The 19,472-nt window shown below is 42.2% G+C and carries 18 protein-coding genes; all 18 read left to right on the top strand.

Going from position 1 to position 19,472, the window contains the following annotated elements; genetic code table 11:
• The first annotated feature begins 19 nt into the window (after positions 1–19).
• The 18 genes from U9Q08_03930 (at position 20) to U9Q08_03845 (ending at position 19,303) form a co-directional block, all read left to right on the top strand.
• A complete protein-coding gene (locus U9Q08_03930; GenBank protein ID MEA3328860.1) occupies positions 20–586 on the top strand; it encodes a class I SAM-dependent methyltransferase in 567 nt (188 codons plus the stop codon).
• 36 nt (positions 587–622) lie between these two features.
• Positions 623–2,275 carry a TPM domain-containing protein gene (locus U9Q08_03925; protein ID MEA3328859.1) on the top strand — a complete coding sequence of 551 codons (1,653 nt, stop codon included), beginning with the start codon at positions 623–625 and terminating at the stop codon, positions 2,273–2,275.
• Positions 2,276–2,338: 63 nt separating this feature from the next.
• Positions 2,339–2,752 (top strand): FxsA family protein, encoded by a 414-nt coding sequence (locus tag U9Q08_03920; GenBank protein MEA3328858.1) that lies wholly within the window; start codon positions 2,339–2,341, stop codon positions 2,750–2,752.
• Between the two features lie 78 nt (positions 2,753–2,830).
• Positions 2,831–2,974 (top strand): hypothetical protein, encoded by a 144-nt coding sequence (locus U9Q08_03915; protein MEA3328857.1) that lies wholly within the window; start codon positions 2,831–2,833, stop codon positions 2,972–2,974.
• Between the two features lie 372 nt (positions 2,975–3,346).
• Entirely contained in the window at positions 3,347–4,195 is an 849-nt protein-coding gene (locus tag U9Q08_03910) for a HepT-like ribonuclease domain-containing protein (GenBank protein MEA3328856.1), read from the top strand.
• A 120-nt stretch (positions 4,196–4,315) separates the two neighbouring features.
• On the top strand, positions 4,316–4,789 hold the full coding sequence (locus U9Q08_03905; protein MEA3328855.1) for a MarR family transcriptional regulator: 474 nt from the start codon (positions 4,316–4,318) through the stop codon (positions 4,787–4,789).
• Positions 4,779–6,233 carry a TolC family protein gene (locus U9Q08_03900; GenBank protein MEA3328854.1) on the top strand — a complete coding sequence of 485 codons (1,455 nt, stop codon included), beginning with the start codon at positions 4,779–4,781 and terminating at the stop codon, positions 6,231–6,233. The genes U9Q08_03905 and U9Q08_03900 overlap by 11 nt, the downstream gene beginning before the upstream one ends.
• Positions 6,230–9,376 (top strand): efflux RND transporter permease subunit, encoded by a 3,147-nt coding sequence (locus U9Q08_03895; GenBank protein ID MEA3328853.1) that lies wholly within the window; start codon positions 6,230–6,232, stop codon positions 9,374–9,376. The genes U9Q08_03900 and U9Q08_03895 overlap by 4 nt, the downstream gene beginning before the upstream one ends.
• 420 nt (positions 9,377–9,796) lie before the next feature.
• Positions 9,797–10,714 (top strand): lysophospholipid acyltransferase family protein, encoded by a 918-nt coding sequence (locus U9Q08_03890; GenBank protein ID MEA3328852.1) that lies wholly within the window; start codon positions 9,797–9,799, stop codon positions 10,712–10,714.
• A 168-nt stretch (positions 10,715–10,882) separates the two neighbouring features.
• A complete protein-coding gene (gene gcvT / locus U9Q08_03885) occupies positions 10,883–11,968 on the top strand; it encodes a glycine cleavage system aminomethyltransferase GcvT (protein MEA3328851.1) in 1,086 nt (361 codons plus the stop codon).
• Positions 11,969–12,048: 80 nt separating this feature from the next.
• A complete protein-coding gene (gcvH, locus tag U9Q08_03880) occupies positions 12,049–12,432 on the top strand; it encodes a glycine cleavage system protein GcvH (GenBank protein MEA3328850.1) in 384 nt (127 codons plus the stop codon).
• A 3-nt stretch (positions 12,433–12,435) separates the two neighbouring features.
• A complete protein-coding gene (gcvPA, locus tag U9Q08_03875) occupies positions 12,436–13,773 on the top strand; it encodes an aminomethyl-transferring glycine dehydrogenase subunit GcvPA (GenBank protein MEA3328849.1) in 1,338 nt (445 codons plus the stop codon).
• On the top strand, positions 13,764–15,212 hold the full coding sequence (gcvPB, locus tag U9Q08_03870) for an aminomethyl-transferring glycine dehydrogenase subunit GcvPB (GenBank protein ID MEA3328848.1): 1,449 nt from the start codon (positions 13,764–13,766) through the stop codon (positions 15,210–15,212). The genes gcvPA and gcvPB overlap by 10 nt, the downstream gene beginning before the upstream one ends.
• Positions 15,200–16,063: a lipoate--protein ligase family protein gene (locus U9Q08_03865; GenBank protein MEA3328847.1), complete on the top strand. Its 864-nt coding sequence runs from the start codon at positions 15,200–15,202 to the stop codon at positions 16,061–16,063. The genes gcvPB and U9Q08_03865 overlap by 13 nt, the downstream gene beginning before the upstream one ends.
• Positions 16,029–16,895: a lipoyl synthase gene (gene lipA, locus U9Q08_03860; protein MEA3328846.1), complete on the top strand. Its 867-nt coding sequence runs from the start codon at positions 16,029–16,031 to the stop codon at positions 16,893–16,895. Before U9Q08_03865 ends, lipA begins: the two co-directional genes overlap by 35 nt.
• A 97-nt stretch (positions 16,896–16,992) precedes the next feature.
• Positions 16,993–18,360 (top strand): dihydrolipoyl dehydrogenase, encoded by a 1,368-nt coding sequence (lpdA, locus tag U9Q08_03855; GenBank protein MEA3328845.1) that lies wholly within the window; start codon positions 16,993–16,995, stop codon positions 18,358–18,360.
• Positions 18,357–18,881, top strand: a complete 525-nt coding sequence (locus U9Q08_03850) for a PadR family transcriptional regulator (GenBank protein ID MEA3328844.1) — start codon at positions 18,357–18,359, stop codon at positions 18,879–18,881. The genes lpdA and U9Q08_03850 overlap by 4 nt, the downstream gene beginning before the upstream one ends.
• The gene (locus U9Q08_03845) at positions 18,878–19,303 is read left to right on the top strand and encodes a PaaI family thioesterase (protein ID MEA3328843.1); all 426 of its coding nucleotides are present in this window, start codon (positions 18,878–18,880) and stop codon (positions 19,301–19,303) included. Before U9Q08_03850 ends, U9Q08_03845 begins: the two co-directional genes overlap by 4 nt.
• Positions 19,304–19,472 lie beyond the last annotated feature (169 nt).

Genomic DNA, 19,472 nt, shown 5'->3' with positions numbered 1-19,472 from the left:
AGAAATGGAGAATTGATATATGAGTTGTAAAAAATATTTTTGCGGAAATAAGATGGAGCGAATACCGGATGCAGGATTTAAAATGATGTCTTTTATATTTAGGCTTAAAGATGTTTTTTCTCCGCCCGAAGGGCGGCTTGATGGTTTTGAGATAAAAGAGGGTTTTACTGTAATAGACTATGGCTGCGGCCCGGGAAGGTATTTGAGGAAGGCATCTCAATTGGTTGGCCCAAACGGAAGGGTATATGCCGCAGACATACATAAGCTGGCAATAAAAGCGGTAAAAGAAAAGATAGAAAAATATAATTTAAAGAATGTTATACCGGTATTGGTAAAAGGGTATTCTTGTAATATTGGCGGCCATACTGCTGATATGATTTATGCGTTGGATATGTTTCATATGATCAAAGAGCCGGATCCGTTTTTAAAAGAATTACATCGTCTGTTAAAAAAAGACGGTTTTTTAATAATCGATGACGGCCATCAGCCCCGTAATGAAGCAAAAATGAAGATAGCTGCTTCAGGAATTTGGGATATTGCCGGGGAATCCAGACACTATTTAACGTGCATCCCTGTGAGCGGTTAGAAAAAACGGTTTTGACAACGTAAAAAGACAATGAGGATGAAAATTTTATTTTTATTTGCCGCAATCGCGATTCTATTCTCCGGGGGATGCGGAAGATTTAACCAGGATGAATTCAATTTAGAAGAGATTTTAAAATTCCGGCCTTCGGGGGAAAAATACCTTTTTGATTACGGGGACATTTTGGAAGATGTAAATGAATATACCAATCAGTATCTAAAGGGTATCCGGGAAAGATATTCTATAGAGGTGATGATTGTGAGTGTGCCTTCTTTAGAAGGAGAAAATACCGTTGAGGAACTTGCGGTTAAACTGCTGAATAACTGGGGGGTTGGCAGGGGTTATGGGGGAAGGGCAGTTTTGCTTCTTTTTGCAAATAAGGAGAAACAGGTCAAATTAGAGGTTTCTTACGAATTAGAGGATGTGTTTACTGATGCCTTTTGCGGTTATATAGAAGAATTACAGCTAAAGCCGTATTTTTTAAGCGGCCGGATCGGCACAGGCCTTCTGGCGGTTATGGAAGAGATAGAAAACCGGGCTCAGATTAAACATCAGGGAGATTATACCTCAAGTTATATCACGCAGTTAGACGGGGATTTGTTATCAGGGGGAGCAGGCGCGAAAAAAGATTTGTTAAAGTTTGAAAAAGAAGAAGTGAAAGATATTGGCTCAAAATACCCCGCAGGAAAAACGCCTGATGAGGCCTGGCAGACGCTGATACAGAGCTGGCGGGAAAAAGTGAGGGATCCTAACTTAGGTATTTATACAGAAATCACTAAGCTTTACTTTAAGGATTATCAGAACTTGCCTGATTCTAATTACGATAAGAATGTTCGCAATTATGCTGATAAACCTTATCAAGTTATTAAAAATGAGAATTATGCAGTGATCTTTTTTGGCAATAAAAATGGTTGGGATAATGCGCCATTTTTATTTTGCAGAACTCAAGAAGGATGGAAATATGATGTAGCCCATATGAGAAAATATATAAGGATGGGGCAAAGTCCTTATTGGGGGATGGAAAGAGCGAATTATCCTTATGCTGGTCTTTTATCCTGTTGCCCTTACTGGATGGGCCAGGATATACCTTTGGAAGGAGAGGATGTTTATAGAATAGAGAAAGATGAAGCATTGGCCAAGGAGATTAAAAGAGCAGGAAAGGCGTATAGAGATAATCCCGATGATTTCAATGCTGCTATGAAACTGGGGAGGTTGTATACAATAGCCTCAATGGGGCCAAAAACTATCCCTATCTTAAAAAAGGCAAAGCAGCTTAATCTTAAAAGCCCGTTTCCTTTTAAATATTTGGCAATTGAGCATGTTGATGCTTTTTATCAGTATAACCAGGCGATTAACGAATTAAAAGAATATGTAAAAAGAGAACCGCGGGATGTATTCGGCCATAATTTTTTGGGGTATCTTTATTATTGTACTGAGGATTACCCGGGGGCTATCGAGGAACTTAAAAGAGCCGTTCAGTTGCGGCCGGATAATTGTTACGCTTACTGCAAACTGTCCCGTTCTTATGGCGAGCTTTATCTAAAGGCATCGCCATTAGACTTTCGACGCGATAAATACAAGGAATTGGCGGTAGAGATGCTGGAAAAGGCTCAAAGAGTATCCAATCCTGGCTTGCAAAGGATTGGCTGGCTAAAGTATTGGCTGAGAAAGAAAAATCTTGTTGCATACTAAGGGAGACAACTTTAATCTTAAAGAGGGGGACACTTTGATGCAAAAAAACGCAAACGGTACAATATGCTAGGATACCTGATTTTACTATTTACCCTGATTCCGGTTATAGAACTGGCGCTTTTGATCAAGGTTGGGCAGTATATCGGCGCGGGTTATACGATCGGGATAGTTATCTTTACGGGGGTTGCCGGGGCGTATCTGGCGAAGATGCAGGGGCTTCTTATCCTGCACAGGATCCAGGAGGACGTAAACCAGGGGATTATGCCGGCGGATAAGTTATTTGATGGTGTTTTAATCTTATGCAGCGGCATACTGCTTTTAACCCCGGGGTTTATTACCGACATAATCGGCTTTATGGGCTTGCTTCCCTTAACGCGGAATTGGTTTAAGCGCTGGCTTAGGAGGAAAATAGAAGATATGATTAGTCAGGGAAAGATTATTACGATTACTCCGTTTAAGCCAAAGGGATCACATTAGCCATTATGCAGTTTAATATAACCAAGGCTAAACAAAAGGCCTTGAAGAAGAAAATGCAGCGGTTGGGCGTTTGTGAAAATGACCTCGAGGAAAGGTTTATCCGTAGTCCAGGCATCTTTAAAATCCTTGGTCAAAGATAATATAGTGCATAAAGACGGGACAAGGTATTATATAGGCGATCCCTTTTTTAAATTATGGCTCCAAAAGAATATTTCCATATAAGAAAAGTTGATTATTTTTTAAAGTTATCCACAACCCATAGGGCATGCTTAAGCATGCCCTATGGGTTTAAAACTCCGGGTTAATCAGCACAAAAGTTAGTTTTTTTACTTGAAATGATGAGAGCGGCTCTTGGCGGAATTGGAAACATTCCTGACGCTGACCCTATAATATTCGTGAATTTTTGAATAAATTAAATAGTAAAACAAAATAACATCCGGGCACGCAATACTTGGTTGAGTATTACGTTCCCGGAATTTTTTTAAATAAAACGCAGATTTCCGCAGACGTCGCCGCTTCGTCCTGAAGTTTCGGGAGGGGGCAAGAGAGAAAGTTCTTGCAGATTTCAGGCCGGCGGGATATAATTATCAATATATGATTAATGCAAACGAAAAGGTTAAGCTGCTAAAAAGTTATTTTTTGCAAAGGCCGGATGTTACAATGGCGTTTTTATTCGGCTCTTATGCTAAAAATACGGCAATTTCTGAATCGGACTTTGATATCGCGATTTATTTTGAACCGGAAACAAAAGCCATTGAGTGGGAAGAGGAACGATTTTATCCTCAGGAAGATAAAATATGGGGAGATGTCGAGAAACTCGCGGGACTGAAAACCGACTTGATAGTTTTGAACCGCGCGCCGGCCAGTTTGGCTTTTTCAGTTATTCAGGGCGGAGTTCCAATAGTTATTAAGGACAGAGCCTTATACTTGAGATTTCTTTTGACGATAAGTTCGGCTGCTGAATACTTTCGGGAGTTTACCAAAGATTTTTGGGCCATAAAACAACGCGCCTCTTCATTAAACGAAGCTGATAAAAATAGACTGATCAGAATAACCGATTTTATGGAAACGGAATTAAATGATTATTCAAAATTTATCAATTTAGAACAAGGTGCTTATGAAGCAAATACAGCGGTCAGACGTAACGTTGAAAGGTGGGTAGAAAATATTGTTAATTCTTCAATTGATATTGCAAAAATTATACTGGCTTCAGAGAAAAAGCGAATTCCCCAAACCTATCGCGAAGTTATGGAAGAATTAGCTCTTCTTGATAATTTTGATAAAAATTCAGCGGAAAGGTTAGCGGCATTTGCCAAGTTGAGGAATATTTTGGCTCACGAATATCTGGATATCCGTTTTCGGCAAATCAAAAGGTTCATTCAAGAATCAGAGCCTGCCTATAAGGAATTGTTGAGGTTTGTGAAAAGTCTTTTATTAAAATAGGGACAGCGACCATTATTAAAGGATTCACTTGACAAGCTATTTTTTTGGGGTATTATTTAAGAGTATTAACTATTAAGGATATTAATTAATAAACTCATTAACTAATATTCGGAGGGGTAGATGGGAAAAACAGATAATCAAGAAATGGATAGTTTTTATAAAGAGATGGCTGAGCTTATGCCGAAATTAATGCGGCAGTTTTTGAAAAAGGGCCCTAGTGCGTTGGCCCGCGGCAACATAAGCATGCCGCATATATTCATTTTGGGGATGTTAAATGAAAAAGGTTCTTGTAATATGAGTGAAATCGCCGGGGAGCTCGCGATTACCACCAGCGCGGTAACCGGTCTTGTTGATAGGATGCTTAAATTAGGATTGGTCGAGCGGATACGAGGAGAAGAAGACCGGCGGGTAGTTAAGGTAAAGGCGACAAAGAAAGGCAAAAATACTATTAACAAAATAATAAGCCAGAGGCGTGAGATGATGATGAAGGTATTCAGCCAGATAAGCAGCCAGGACCGGGAAAAATATATGGAGATTTTACGGAAAATATACCTGGCTTTAGAAAAAACGGGAAACAAAAAAGATGAGAACTAAATATATTGCTGTATTGATGGTTATATTTTTCTGTTCTCAGATAGCAGCGGCAAATGCCGCTGGGCAAAGGGGCCTTTTACTTGAGGAATGCCTTAAGCTTGCCGTTACCAACAGCTTTGAGGCGAGGGTAGCCCGCCTGGATTTTTTGATCAGCCAGACAGACCAGAGCGCTGCTGAGGCAATATTTGATACCAACCTGTCAATAGATCTAGAGTATACCAAGGATAAACAGCAGCAGCTGTCTATTGTTAGCTCCCCGGGAATAGCGACAAACACCTATTCAGCCGATGTTTCGAAGAAGCTTCCCACGGGCACTGAACTTAACGTGTCTTTTTCTGATACCAGGACAGAAAGCAATTCGATATACGTTTCCGACAACCCCGCCCATACAGCCGAGATAGAAGCAGAACTGCGTCAGTCTTTAGCCAGGAATGCCTTTGGTTATGTTGACAGGCGCAATGTTTCAGTGACAAGCCTGTCTATTCAAAACGCAGATTTGGACAACAAAGAAAGAATCGAATCGCTGTTGGCCGAAGTTGAGACAGCCTACTGGGACTGGGCTTTTTATAAAAGGTCTTTAGAAATTTACCGCGGCATTTTAGAAAAGGCCAAATATTTACACAAAACAAACGTTAAAAATTATGATACAGGACTGATCGAAAGAGGGGATTTTTTAGCGTCTCGGGCAAATATTCTGATCAGGGAAAAGGATGTTTTGCTTGCCGAAAATCAATACAGGCGCGCTGAAGAGAAGATTAAACTGCTAATGAGCGTAGATACCACCAATAGAATTTACCCCGAAGAAACTTTGGAATATACAAAGAGAGAAATTGAATTAGAGAATTGCCTGCGCAAGGCTTTTCAAAAAAGGCGTGACTACCTTCAGGCCAAAAGAAACGTAGAAATAAAAAACATTGTTTTAGAGACCAGGGAGAATGAACGCTGGCCGGAGATCGACCTTGTGGCAAGCATGGCTGCAAACGGGATAAGCAGGAAGTTCGGCAAGGCTGCCGCTAAGATAGGCAGTGACAATAATGCTAAGTATTTCGCGGGGTTAGAATTTTCCCTGCCGATTGAGAATAACCTGGCCCGAAGTGAGTTTGAGAAAGCCGCGCATAATAAAGAGAAAGCAATTATTACGCTAAAAGCCGTAGAACGTCTTATTATCACAGAGATAGGTGACGGGTTTCGCGATTATCTTACCTATCAGACTAATCTTAGCAAGCTCGGGGAGGCTGCCGCTTTGCAGCAGGAAAAACTTAAAGAAGAGGAAAAGCGGTTTAAGTACGGAAGGTCCAGCACCAAAAGGCTTATTGACTATCAGCAGGATTGTTTAAGCGCAGAACTACAGTTGGTTGCGGGTGTGCTCGACTGCAAAAAGGCCGAAGTTAATCTTAACAGGACCTTAAACGTTATTCTTGAAAAGTACCGGGGGATTCTATGAGCTTACCGCGGTTTAGCGTTAATCAGTCATTATTTATAAATTTAATCTCCGTATTTGTTATCATTGTCGGACTAATTGTTCTATTTGGAATTAATAAAGAAGTTTTTCCTAATGTTTCCTTCGATATTGTTACGATTACCACGACATATGCGGGAGCTACTCCTTCTGACGTTGAAAAGTTGATTACTATTCCGGTTGAAAAGGAATTAAGGCAGATTGACGGCATCAGTGAAATAAACTCAAATTCAACAAATAATATTTCTCTGATTATGGCAGAACTGGATCCAGATGAGCCCGACAAGCAAAAGGTAATCAGGGATATTCAGAGCGCGATAGACAAGGTCAAAAATTTACCCCGCGACGTTGAAAATCCGGTAGTAAGCGAAATTGCCAGCAAACAGTATCCTATTATCGAAGTATCCTTATCGGGCAAAATGAGCGAGCAGCAGTTGCGAAAACATGCTGATCTGCTTGAGGATATCTTTGAAGATATCAAGGGCGTGGGCCGGATACAAAAAGCCGGATACAGAAAAAGGGAGATTCAGATCCTTGTGGACCCGGATAAGCTCAGCCAATGTCATGTTTCTATCGATGAGATCGAAAATGCCCTAGCTAGCCGGAATATTAGCTTACCTGCCGGTAACCTGAATACTTTTGACACTGAATACAGCATCAGGACTACCGGTGAGTTTCTGACCGCTGAAGAAATTGCAGAGGTAATTATCCGGGCCAATGATTCAGGTAACTGGCTGAAGATCAAAGATGTGGCCAGGGTTGTTGACAGCTATAAAGACGAGGATATTATTAATAAAACACTGGGTACGCGCTCGGTCAACCTGGTTGTCCTGAAAAAAGAATCCGGAGATGCACTGGAAATAGTCGACCAAATAAGAACAGAATGCGGAAAGTATCTTCAGAAACAAAGCGGTGGCTTGGAAATTTCATATGTTAATGATTATTCCTTTTATGCCCGCCGGCGGCTGAATGTGCTTAAAAACAATGTCTTGGTAGCGGTGATTATTGTGATCGGGGTCTTGCTTATATTTTTACAGAAAAGGGTTGCCTGGCTTACATTCCTGGGGGTGCCGATCGCTTTTCTTGCCACATTTATGGTGATGAGCGCGATGGGCATTACGATTAATCTAATGAGTATGTTCGGGTTGGTTATTGTGTTAGGAATGCTGGTTGATGACGGGATTATCGTTGCCGAAAATGTTTATCGGCATATAGAAAAGGGTATACCGCCGCGTTTGGCCGCGGTTAAAGGAACAGAAGAGGTAATGGGCGCGGTGGTCGCTGCTGTGCTCACCACTATTGCGGCCTTTGCTCCTTTGTTGTTTATGTCGGGAATTATCGGCAAGTTTATTAAAGATATTCCGGTTGTCTTGATTGTTGCCCTGGTGGCCTCTCTTGGCGAAGCACTGATTATTTTACCTTCTCATCTGGCAGATTTTGTCAAGGTTAAATTAGATGCTCAGGGCAATCCTCTTGCTATTGCCAGGGAACTGCCATGGTTTAAAAAGCTGGTCCGGTTCTATACGCGCATTGTTGAGGCCGCAATTCGCAGAAAATACCGGATTGTAGGTTTCTTTGGAATAATCTTGGTGGTTGCTGTTATTTTAGCGGTTACCGTAGTAAAGTTTATTCTTTTTCCCAGTTCCGGCATAGATTTCTTCTTTATCCGCGGGGAGGCGCCGATAGGCACTCCTCTAGAAACAACCTACCAACTGATGCTGCCGATAGAGGAAGCTGTTGCGGAATTACCAAAAGAAGAACTGGACAATTATGTTACAGCTATTGGACAGATTCAGGAAGACCGTCATGATCCTTTTGCCGGCCAGGCCAGTAATCTGGCGCAGATTACTGTTTATCTTGTTCCGGAGGCAAGCCGAAAAAGGAATGTGGATCAGATTATTGCCGAGCTGCGCAAGAAGACCAAAAGTGTCCAGGGATTTACTGATCTGCGGTTTAATAAACCTGAAACCGGGCCACCTGTCGGTAAGCCGGTAGAGGTAAAATTAAGAGGGGAAAATTTTGATCAACTGGATGAGATAGCCCGGGAATATATGGATTATTTGTCTACGATCGATGGCGCTACAGATGTTAGCTGGGATCACAAACCCGGAAAGGAAGAGATACGGGTTAGTGTTGACCGGGAAAAAGCCGCCCAGGCCGGTTTAAACATTAGACAGATCGCGAAAACAGTACGCGCTGTTTTCGAAGGCGGCATTGCTACGCAGATTAAGCCGGTGAAGGCCGAAGAAGAAACCGATGTAACTGTAAGATTTGATAAAAAGGACGCCCAAAATATTTCTGTTTTTGAAAATATTCTTATTCAGAACAAATTCGGCAGCCTGGTCCCTCTAAAAAAAGTGTCCTCGATTAAGAAGGTTTCCGGGACCACAACCATTCACCACCTGGATGGAAAACGGGTGGTGACTGTTTCCAGTAATGTTGATATTGCCAAAACCACATCGATGAAGCTCAATCAGATGGTAGAAAGAAAGTTCCAGGATATTTCTGCAAAATATCCCGGTTATTCTGCTAAATATGGCGGAGAGCAGGAAGAAAGCATCAAGTCTTTAAAAAGCCTGCTTAAGGCCTTTCTTTATGCATTTTTACTTATTTACTTGATCCTGGCTTCTTTCTTTAAATCACTAATCCAGCCTTTTGTCGTTATGCTGGCGATGCCTTTTGGTTTGATTGGCGTAATCTTTGCCTTTTTACTGCATGGACAGCCCTTATCTTTTCTGGCAATTTTAGGTATTGTCGGATTAAACGGGATCGTAGTTAATGACTCTATTGTCCTAGTCGCTTTTATTAACAAACTGCGGGTAAAAGGAATAAGCAGAAAGGACTCGATTATTAAGGGCGTACAAATGAGGATTCGGCCGGTCGTTTTAACCACTATTACGACAGTGGGCGGGCTTTCTACAGTGGCTTATGGCATCGGAGGCAAAGATCCTTTCCTGGTTCCGATGGCGCTGGCGATATGCTGGGGGCTTTTATTTGCCACTTTTCTTACCCTGATCATTATCCCCTGTATTTATTCTATCCTTGATGATGTGGCATTAAAAATAACCCACCATTCGAGTATAATCCGAAGCGTAAAACTGGCTAACGGCGAAGGCGAGCGTAGATAAAGCCGATGAAAGTGGATGATGTAGCGAGAATTTTTGACTTGCACAATTTTTCTCGCTCTTTTTGCCTCGCTACGCTCGGCAAAAAACCATGCCCGCTCGAAAAATTGAGGTCCGGCTCCACCACACCCCACACCATTCACCATTGGTAATCTGCCGGCGGTATAAACAAAAGTTAGTTTTTTTGGCTGTTAGTTTGGTAACGTATAATATTTTACTTGCTTTCTAAAAAAGGGAAGTATATAATTACAACCAGCAGTTGAAAATAGGAAAATGCTTCTGGCTTCATGGAATTGACCATGGTGAGGCATGGGTAAAAATCATAGGCCTGGATTTTTATTCAGGCCTTTTTGTATTTATGTTGAAAACCCTTTATTTTAACTAAAATGGGATAAGCAGGTTATAGTTGATTCTGAATAACATATGACAAAACGAATTGGTAAGGAGTGCAACCGAAAGTTTCGGATTCTGTTCCCAACTTGGAACTTTGTTGAGTTTACGCTTGTGCGCATGACGATGGCTTTAATTAATTTTTTCCCCATTACCGTTTCTACCTGGACGGCAAGGAGAATTGGGGAGGCCGTGTTTCTAATAATGCCCAGCAGGAGGAGAATTGCTTTTGAGAATCTGACCATTGCTTTTGGTAATTCTAAACCAGATACGGAGAAAAGGAGACTTATTTTAGAATCTTTTCGTCATTCGGTAACTTCCTTAATGGAATTCTTCAGATTGCCTAAGTTTGCAAAAATTTCAGCGGAGCATATTCGTTTTAAAGGCAGCGAACATCTCGATTACGCTTTTGTTAAGGGCAAGGGAGTAATTCTTGTTATGTCTCATTTAGGCCCCTGGGAATACCTTGGATTTCTTCCCTATTTAAAAAAGTACTCCGCTACTGTCTTAGGCCGATCGATCAGAAACCCTTATTTTTACCAATGGGTCAAATCTTTAAGAAAGATAGTAAATTTGAAGTATAGTGATAGAACAATAAGCGCAAGAGAAATTTTCTCAGAGCTTAGGGCAAATCATTTGGTGGCCATTACCATTGATCAATGGGCAGGTAATGAGGGAATATGGGCTGATTTTTTTGGCCTGCCAACTTCAACTACCTCTCTTCCGGCACGTCTGGCAAAAAGGACTGGCTCTGCTCTTATTCCTGCGTATTGTATTCGGGTAGGGTGCGGAAAGTACGAAATTAATATAACACCCGAGGTATCCATTGGAGAAAACGGAAAAAATTGGACAGAAACGATGACAAAAAAACTTAATTATCTTCTGGAACAGCAGATTCGTGCCTTTCCGGACCAGTGGATGTGGACTCATAAACGATGGAAAAAAAGATAAAAACAATTAAATTTCATGAATTTTTCACTTGATTTCTTAAAAATGGAAGTATATAATTAAACCCGTTGGTTAAGAATAGAAAATTGCTTCTGGCTTCATGGAATTGACCATGGTGAGGCATAGGTAAAAATCGTAGGCCTGGATTTTTATTCAGGCCTTTTTGTATTTATGTTAAAAACCCCTTTATTCGAGCAACACGAAAAACTCTTCGCTAAATTTGCCCCGTTTGCCGGTTGGCAAATGCCTGTTCAATATTCAGGGATAATCAACGAACATTTTCACTGTCGAAAGCTGGCCTCTGTATTTGATATCTGTCATATGGGTGAATTTTTTGTTAAGGCCGAGCCGGAAAAAAGCGGAATGGAGAATATCTTTTTATTTTCAAGCAAGGTAAAGGATATTCCAGTGAAAAAAGCAAAATACGGGGTTATCTTAAATGAGCAAGGCAAAATACTGGATGACCTGGTGGTTTACCGTTTAAGTGAGGATGAATGGATGGTGGTTGTGAATGCGGCTACCACTGAAAAAGACTTTTTACACATTCAGGCAAATTTAGGCAAAGATGCGTTACTGGAAAACAGAACGGATAAAATAGGTAAGATCGACCTGCAGGGTCCGCTTTCTCGGGATATCCTTAGTGAGCTTTTTGGTCCAAGGATCAATGAACTGCGGTATTATGCGTTTGACTATTTTGATATTTTAGGAGAAAAAAGTATAATCAGCCGCACGGGTTATACCGGCGAATTGGGCTATGAAATTTATGTCAGTTATGAAAAAATCGGAGACCTTTGGTCTTTGCTCCTAAAAGATGAAAGAGTAAAACCTGCCGGCCTGGGCGCCAGGGATACGCTTCGTTTAGAGATGGGCTATGTGCTTTATGGCCAGGATATCAGCGAAGAGATTTCTCCCCTGGAAGCAGGAATGAAGAATATTACGTTAGATAAAGAATTTATTGGAAAAGATGCTTTACTTGTTGAGAAGGAAGCCGGGCTTAAAAAGGGCCTTGTGGCTATCAGGTCCGGTTCGCGGCGTTCTCCCAGGCATGATTACCGGATTTTTAGCCAGGATAAAGAAATCGGCCGGATTACCAGCGGTAGTTTTTCACCCAGTTTGGGTTGTGGTATAGCATTGGGCTATGTTGAGCCGGCTGCCGTGAAAAAGGACTTGCCGGTTTCAATACAAGACAAGAGCGTAAAGATAGACGCGGTTATAACAGAAAAACCGTTTCTCAAAGAAACATCTTTAAAGAAGTAACACATTTACCCACATACACCGCGTAGGTGTAAATACACCTACGCGGTGTATGTGGGTAAAGGATTTAGGGGAGGGTAGATATGGATATTCCTGATGGTGTATTTTATACCAAAGAGCATGAATGGGTGAAGGTAGAGGGGCAAATGGCGACTGTGGGCATAACCGCGTATGCCCAGGAGCAATTGGGGGACATTACTTTTGTGGAACTGCCGGAAATAGGCAAATCAGTGAAACAGTTTGACGGGCTTTGCTCTATTGAGTCGGTTAAGGCAGCCAGCGATGTTTATGCCCCTTTGTCCGGTAAAGTAGCAGAGGTGAATAAAGAATTGGAGACCTCGCCGGAGCTGATAAACAGTTTTCCTTTTCAACAGGGTTGGATTGCTAAATTAGAGATTTCTGATCTGGATGAAAAGGCCAATCTTATGAACAGTGCGGCTTATCGCGCGTTTCTGGAGAAAATCTAAAACATGAGTTATATTCCCCACACTGACCGGGAAGTTAAGCAGATGCTTAAAGATATCGGGGTGAACTCTCTGGCCGGGCTTTTTAAGGACATCCCGGCTGAGTATCGGCCGGCATCTTTTAATTTGCCTGAGGGCCGGTCTGAGTTTGAGGTCTACGAGCACCTAAAAAGACTGGCAAGTAAAAACGCTGTTGGCCTGGTTAATTTTCTGGGATGCGGATTTTATGATCATAATATTCCGGCAGTAGTGGACGCGCTGGCCGGCCGGGCAGAGTTTTATACTGCCTATACTCCTTATCAGCCGGAGTGTTCTCAGGGCACACTGCAGGCGATTTATGAATATCAAAGCGCAATTTGCCTGTTGACGGGTATGGATGTGGCCAATGCCTCTCTTTATGACGGCGGGACAGCGCTTTATGAAGCAGGGATGATGGCCTTAAGAATTACCGGCAGGAACAAGATTTTGATTGACGGAGGAGTAAGCCCGATTTACCGCAAGATCATGTATACCTATACAAGCAATTTGGCAATAGATTTTGTGGAGATACCGGTAAGCCACGGCCAAAGTACAAGAGAAGAGGTTTATAAATATTTAGATGATAGAACAGCGGCAATAATCCTGCAAAATCCTAATTTTTTTGGAGCAATAGACGATCACTCTGATGTTATCAAACGTGTCCACGAGGCAGGGGCGCTGGCAATTGAATCGGTATATCCGATATCTTTGGGCCTGTTAAAAACGCCCGGCTCTATGGGCGCGGATATTGTGACCGGTGAAGGCCAGAGTATGGGATTGCCTCTTTCTTTCGGCGGTTCCTATTTGGGATTTCTGGCTGCCCGGAAAAGACACGTGCGTAAAATGCCCGGCCGGATCGTAGGAGAGACTGTAGATAAACGCGGAAATAAGGCCTTTGTGCTGACCCTGCAGGCGCGCGAACAGCATATCCGCCGGGAAAAGGCGACTTCCAACATCTGTTCCAATGAGTCGTTATGCGCCTTGAAGGCGATAATATATTTAAGTATCTTAGGCAAGCAGGGGCTGGTGGATTTAGCCCGTTTGAATTTCAACAAGACTGAATTTGCCAAAGACGTACTTGACCGGATTAAGGGTGTTGAAGTTAAAAGAAGCTCTCCCACATTTAATGAATTTACGGTTTGTTTGCCCAAGGATAGCCGCGAGATTGTTGCTTCAATGATTGAAAGAGGATTTAACCCGGGTCTTCCTTTGGGTAAATATTATGAAGACATGAAAAATTATTTATTGATTTGCGTGACGGAAAAAAGGACCAAGGAGGAGATTGTAAGATACGCCGAGAATCTGGAGGCAGTATTATGGAGTTGATTTTTGAAAAGTCTATCAAAGAAAGAAAGGGCCTGCGTCTGCCTAAATGCGATGTGCCTCAGGCCAAGGACATCTCCGGCAGATATAAAAGAGAAGACCCGGCCCAGCTTCCAGAGGTCTCTGAGTTGGACGTAGTCCGGCATTTTACCCGGCTTTCCCGGATGAATTTTTCGGTTGATACGCATTTTTATCCTTTAGGTTCCTGCACAATGAAGTATAACCCGAAATTTACGGAAAATATTACAAAGCTTCCCGGTTTTTCCCAATTACACCCGCTTCTTCCCCAGCTTTTATTAGGCGGGATGTTTACGCAAGGGGCGCTGGAGGTCTTGTATAATGTTGAAAGACTGCTTGCCGAGATAACCGGTATGAGTGAGATTACTACTGAGCCTCTGGCCGGCGCGCACGGAGAACTTACCGGGATGATGCTGGTTGCGGCCTATCACCGGGATAAAGGCAGCCGTAAAAAATATGTGATCGTTCCCGACTCATCTCACGGAACCAATCCGGCAAGTGCGGCGATTGCCGGGTATCAAACCATTTCCATACCAACGGATAAAAACGGGGTAATGGATTTTGAAGAATATAAAAGTAAGATTAATCCGGAAGTTGCCGGCCTGATGCTTACCTGCCCAAACACAGCAGGGATATTTAATTCTCAGATTAAACAGATATGTTCTCTTGCTCACCGTAACGACGCGTTAGTGTATTATGACGGTGCTAACCTTAATGCTATCTTGGGAAAGGTCCGTCCCGGGGATATCGGTTTTGATATTGTGCATTTAAACCTTCATAAGACATTTGCTACGCCTCATGGCGGCGGCGGGCCGGGTTCGGGGCCGGTAGGAGTGCGCGAGGATTTAGCGCAATTTTTACCCGTGCCCAAGGTGATAAAAAGGCCGGATGGGACATACGCGTTAGAGGAAGATCGGCCAAAAAGTATCGGCCGGATCGCCTCTTTTTACGGCAATTTTGACGTGCTGCTAAAGACCTATGCTTATATATTGCTTTTAGGAAAAGACGGGCTTATCGAGGCCAGTGAAAAAGCGGTTTTAAACGCAAATTATATAAGAGTAAAGTTAAAGAAATATTATGACCTTGCTTATGACCGGATCTGTATGCATGAGTGCGTTTTTTCAGCAGTCAGACAACTAGCCAAAGGCGTGCACGCTTTAGATATTGCCAAAGCCCTTATTGACAAGAAGTTTCATCCTCCCACGATATATTTCCCTTTGATTGTCAAGGAAGCAATGATGGTTGAGCCGACGGAAACCGAGTCTAAAGATACTTTGGACAGATTTATTAAGGCAATGCGTGAGATTGCTGAATTGAGTCAAAATAGCCCTGAGGCAGTCAAAAGCACGCCTTTAAACACCGATGTCTCCCGGCCGGACGAGACAAAAGCCGCGCGAGAGCTTAATTTACGATGGATTCCTTAAAAGGCTGGCGTATTTTAACAACAGGTTTTAGCGATGCTCTTACAAACATGGCTGTTGATGAGGCCATTTTAAGAGTATATGCTCAAGGGGCAGTAGTCCCTGCCCTCAGGATATATGGCTGGCAGCCATGGGCATTTTCTATTGGTTGTTTTCAAGACCCTGAGAGGGAATTAGCCCTGGATGAATGCAAGAGATTCTCTATCGGGTTTGTGCGCAGAATGACCGGAGGAGGCGTTGTTTTTCATAGCCGGGAGTTAACCTATAGTATTGTTTGTTCGCGGCAGCATTTTAGATGCGGCTCTTTGGTCGAGAATTCTTTTAAACGGATTTGCTCGTTTATCATTAAAACCTATCAAAGCCTGGGTCTTGAGGCCGGTTTTGCTATAGACCAAAATAGAACTAAAAAAAATTTTGGGAAGAAAACCGCTCTTTGCTTCAATGGCCGGGAAAAATACGATATTTTAATCAACGATAAAAAGATCGGTGGAAATGCCCAGAGGAGGTTTCGTGATGTTATCTTTCAGCACGGGTTTATTCCTTTAGAGGTTAATCTGGATTTTAGCAGTTCATTTTTAAAAGAAAAGCCTTTGAATTTAAAAAACGGCGTAACTTCTTTAAGCCGGGCTTTGGGCAGGCCGATAAAATTTGACGAGCTCGCCGGCAGGTTAATAAAAAATTTTGAAGAAGCCAACTCATCGGAATTAATTAAGACTGATTTATCGGCCGAAGAAAAAGACTTAACAGAATACCTGAAAAGGAAAAAATACAGCAGTCCTGGCTGGAATACGTTTCGGCGGGACATTGAAGGGGAAATAAATGCAAACTGTTTTAAGGAAGCCATCCTGGCTTAAAAAGAAGATCGACTTTAAGAAGTCTTACGAGGTAGCCTGTTTACTTAAAGGACTAAAGCTGAATACTGTTTGCCAGGAGTCGCTTTGCCCGAATATTTCTGAATGTTTCAGCCGGAAGACCGCCACTTTTCTTATCCTGGGCAGTGTCTGTACGCGCACCTGCCGGTTTTGTAATGTTAAAAAAGGAAGGCCTCAGGGCCTAAACTTAAATGAATCCGGCCGCATAGTAGAGGCGGTCAGGAAATTAAGTTTAAGCCACGTGGTGATTACCAGCGTAACCCGTGATGATTTAGCTGACGGAGGCGCAGATGTTTTTGAAAGGGTGATACTGGATATCCGCCGCAATTTTAGTAAAGTTGCTATTGAAGTACTTATTCCTGATTTTAAGGGAAATCGTGAAGCGATTAAAAAGGTAATAGGGGCGGGTCCGGATATCATTGGGCATAATTTAGAAACAATACCCGGATTTTATGAAATTTTAAGGGATGCTGATTATGGGGCTTCCTTAGGAGTGCTGCGTTTTGTTAAGGAGTATGCCCCCCATATATTCACAAAGTCCGGCTTGATGTTAGGCCTGGGTGAAACAGAAGGAGAACTGTTCGATGTTTTTAGGGATTTGGGCCGTGTAAATTGTGATTTTTTGAGTATCGGACAGTATTTAGCGCCCAGCTCCGGGCATTGTCCGGTTAAAGAATATATTACCCCCGAGAAGTTTGCCCATTACAAGGAAAAAGCGCTTTCTTTTGGCCTGCGTTACGTGTTAAGCGGCCCGTATGTGCGCAGTTCTTATCACGCGGAAGAATATCTTACATACACAGATGAGCACAGATGACAGAAATCAGAAGGCAGAGGTCAGAAATCAAGACTCAGAGATCAGACTTCTGTTTTCTGTTAGCTGTATAAGTAGCTATCAATAAAGGATTTTTTGGATGAAAGCATTCTATGATGTGATTATAATCGGGGCAGGGCCGGCGGGTTTTTCAGCTGCGGTTCGTTTAGCGCGGTTGAAGAAAAAGGTTTGTCTGGTAGACCTTGATAAACAGCATTTTGGAGGTACATGCCTTAACCTGGGCTGTGTCCCCACGAAGTTTTTGGAAAATACAGCAGAGATTTTTCGGTCTCAAAAAGAAGCTGCGGTGTTTGGTCTTGAGGCCAATTTTAATGCGCCGGATATGAAAAAAATAGTATCTTGTTCAGAAAAAACAGTGCTTAAATTAAGAAAAGCAGTTGAGTGGATGCTTAACAAACACCAGATTGATTTTTTGGAGGGTAAAGCAAGTTTTGTTTCCAGAGAAAAGATAATTGTAACAGGCAGTAACGGAAGTTCTAAAGATTTAAAGGCCTCATTTTTTATCATTGCTGTTGGCTCAAGGCCTAAGGTACCTAAGGGACTGGAACCTGATAATCAAAGGGTTATTACCAGCGATGAGGCGGTTAAATTGAAGGAGGTCCCTCAGAGCATGGTTATTGTCGGCGGAGGAGCGATTGGCTGCGAGTTCGCTTCTATCTATAGCTCCTTTGGTTCAAAGGTTACTATTGTCGAGGCGCGATCTAGGTTAATTCCAGGTGAAGATGAGGAGATTAGCCGAACGCTAAACAGGGAGCTTAAAAAGCAGAATATAGATATTTATACCTCAACTGAAATAAAGAGATTGGATAAAAAGAAAAATCAGGTTGAGGTCTTGATTAAAACTGTCAATGGCGAAGAAACCCTAAAGGCCGAATATGTTTTATTATCCTGCGGCCGGATTCCTAATACAAACGATTTGGAGCTTGAGAAAATCGCTCTAAATTTAAATAAAAGGTTTATTAAAGTAGATGAATTTTATAAAACAAACCTGGGCAATATCTATGCAGTAGGAGATGTAATCTTCAGTCCGATGTTTGCTTATACGGCTCAAAAGGAAGGCGTGATTGCTGCCGAGGCTATTAGCGGAAAAAATCCTCAAAGTTTAGATTATACCAATGTGCCCCGGGCGATATTCTGCGCGCCCCAGGTCGCCTCTGTAGGTTTAACCGAATCAGAGGCAAGAAAGGCAGGAGAGATAAAGATAGATAAACAATTCTTTAAGGCAAATAGTTTAGCCGTGATCAAACACAAAGAAAGCGGTTTTGTTAAGATAATCAGCGGAGCTAAAGGTAAAAAGATCTTAGGGGTGCATATAATCGGCCATCAGGCCACGGAAATTATTCATGAATTTGTTTTGGCTAAATGTTACGGGTTGACCATAGATAAAATAAAGAAAGTTTTGCATGTTCATCCGACTATTTCGGAAATATTCCAGGAGCAGATATGACCCAGGAGCTGGTTTTTTTAGGCCTGCTGAAAGAAGGGCCAAAACACGCCTATCAAATTAAAAAGTTGATCAGAAGGGTAATGGGTGATTTTGCCAATATTGATACGACCTCGATCTATTATCCGCTGACAAAATTAGAGGAACAGGGGTTAATTGTTAAAAAGAAGGGTAAAAAGGGCAGGCGGCCGGAAAAATATGTTTATCATTTAACCAAAAAGGGCGATCGGAGATTTAATAACTTATTAAATAAAAGCTTTCTTGTTTTTCGGAGGCCTTATTTTGAACTGGATGTTCAATTATATTTCCTGCCGTTTGTTAAGCCGGATGTCGCCGGGCGAAGATTAACTAATAGGTTGACAGGATTAAAAAAGGTCTTAAGATGGCTGGAGATGCAGAAAAAAACTTTGAAAAAACAAAATTCTCCTCCTCATTTAATAGCCATTTCAGAACATAATGTTGAACTTCTCAGGGCTGAGCTTAAATTTCTTTTGGGTTTAATCGAGAGCCTCAAGCAAAAATGATCCCACGACACGTACCGAATTGTTTTGTATGCGGAAAAGATAATCCCCATGGCCTGCGTGCCAAGTTTAGGGTTGAGAAAGATGCGGCAATAGGTGAATTTAAACCCGAGAATTGGCAGGAAGGGGGCCGGGGTATGCTCCACGGCGGTTTAATCTGTGCTTTATTGGATGAGGCCATGGCTGCCCTGGTTAATGTCACATTGGGTGTATATGCCCCGACTGTTTCTTTAGAGATCAGAATGAGAAAACCGATAAGTTTAGACGAAGAGAGAATAATCGTCAAAGCAGAGTTAATAGATAAAAATGAAAGACATAATATATATACCGCTCAGGCCACTCTCCAACTCCCCGATGGAACACTCCTGGCTTTGGGTAAGGGAAAGTTTTTGAAAGATAAAAAAGTTCAGTTACCCTCCGAATGATCTTTTTCTAATATGCCCTCTCCAAAAATACCTCCCAAAAATATCTGTTAGCTAAAGTTTAAAACTGCACACTCCCCAAGTCCTTAATTTTGTTCTTTTTAAGATAGGTGTCATCCTGAGGGAGCGTAAGCGACCGAAGGAAGTCCTGAGTATTCCCGAAGGGCGACCG

This window comes from Candidatus Omnitrophota bacterium, assembly GCA_034717435.1.
Lineage (GTDB): Bacteria > Omnitrophota > JAUWXU01 > JAUWXU01 > JAUWXU01 > JAYELI01.
This window is presented reverse-complemented; position numbering and strand designations above follow the sequence as displayed.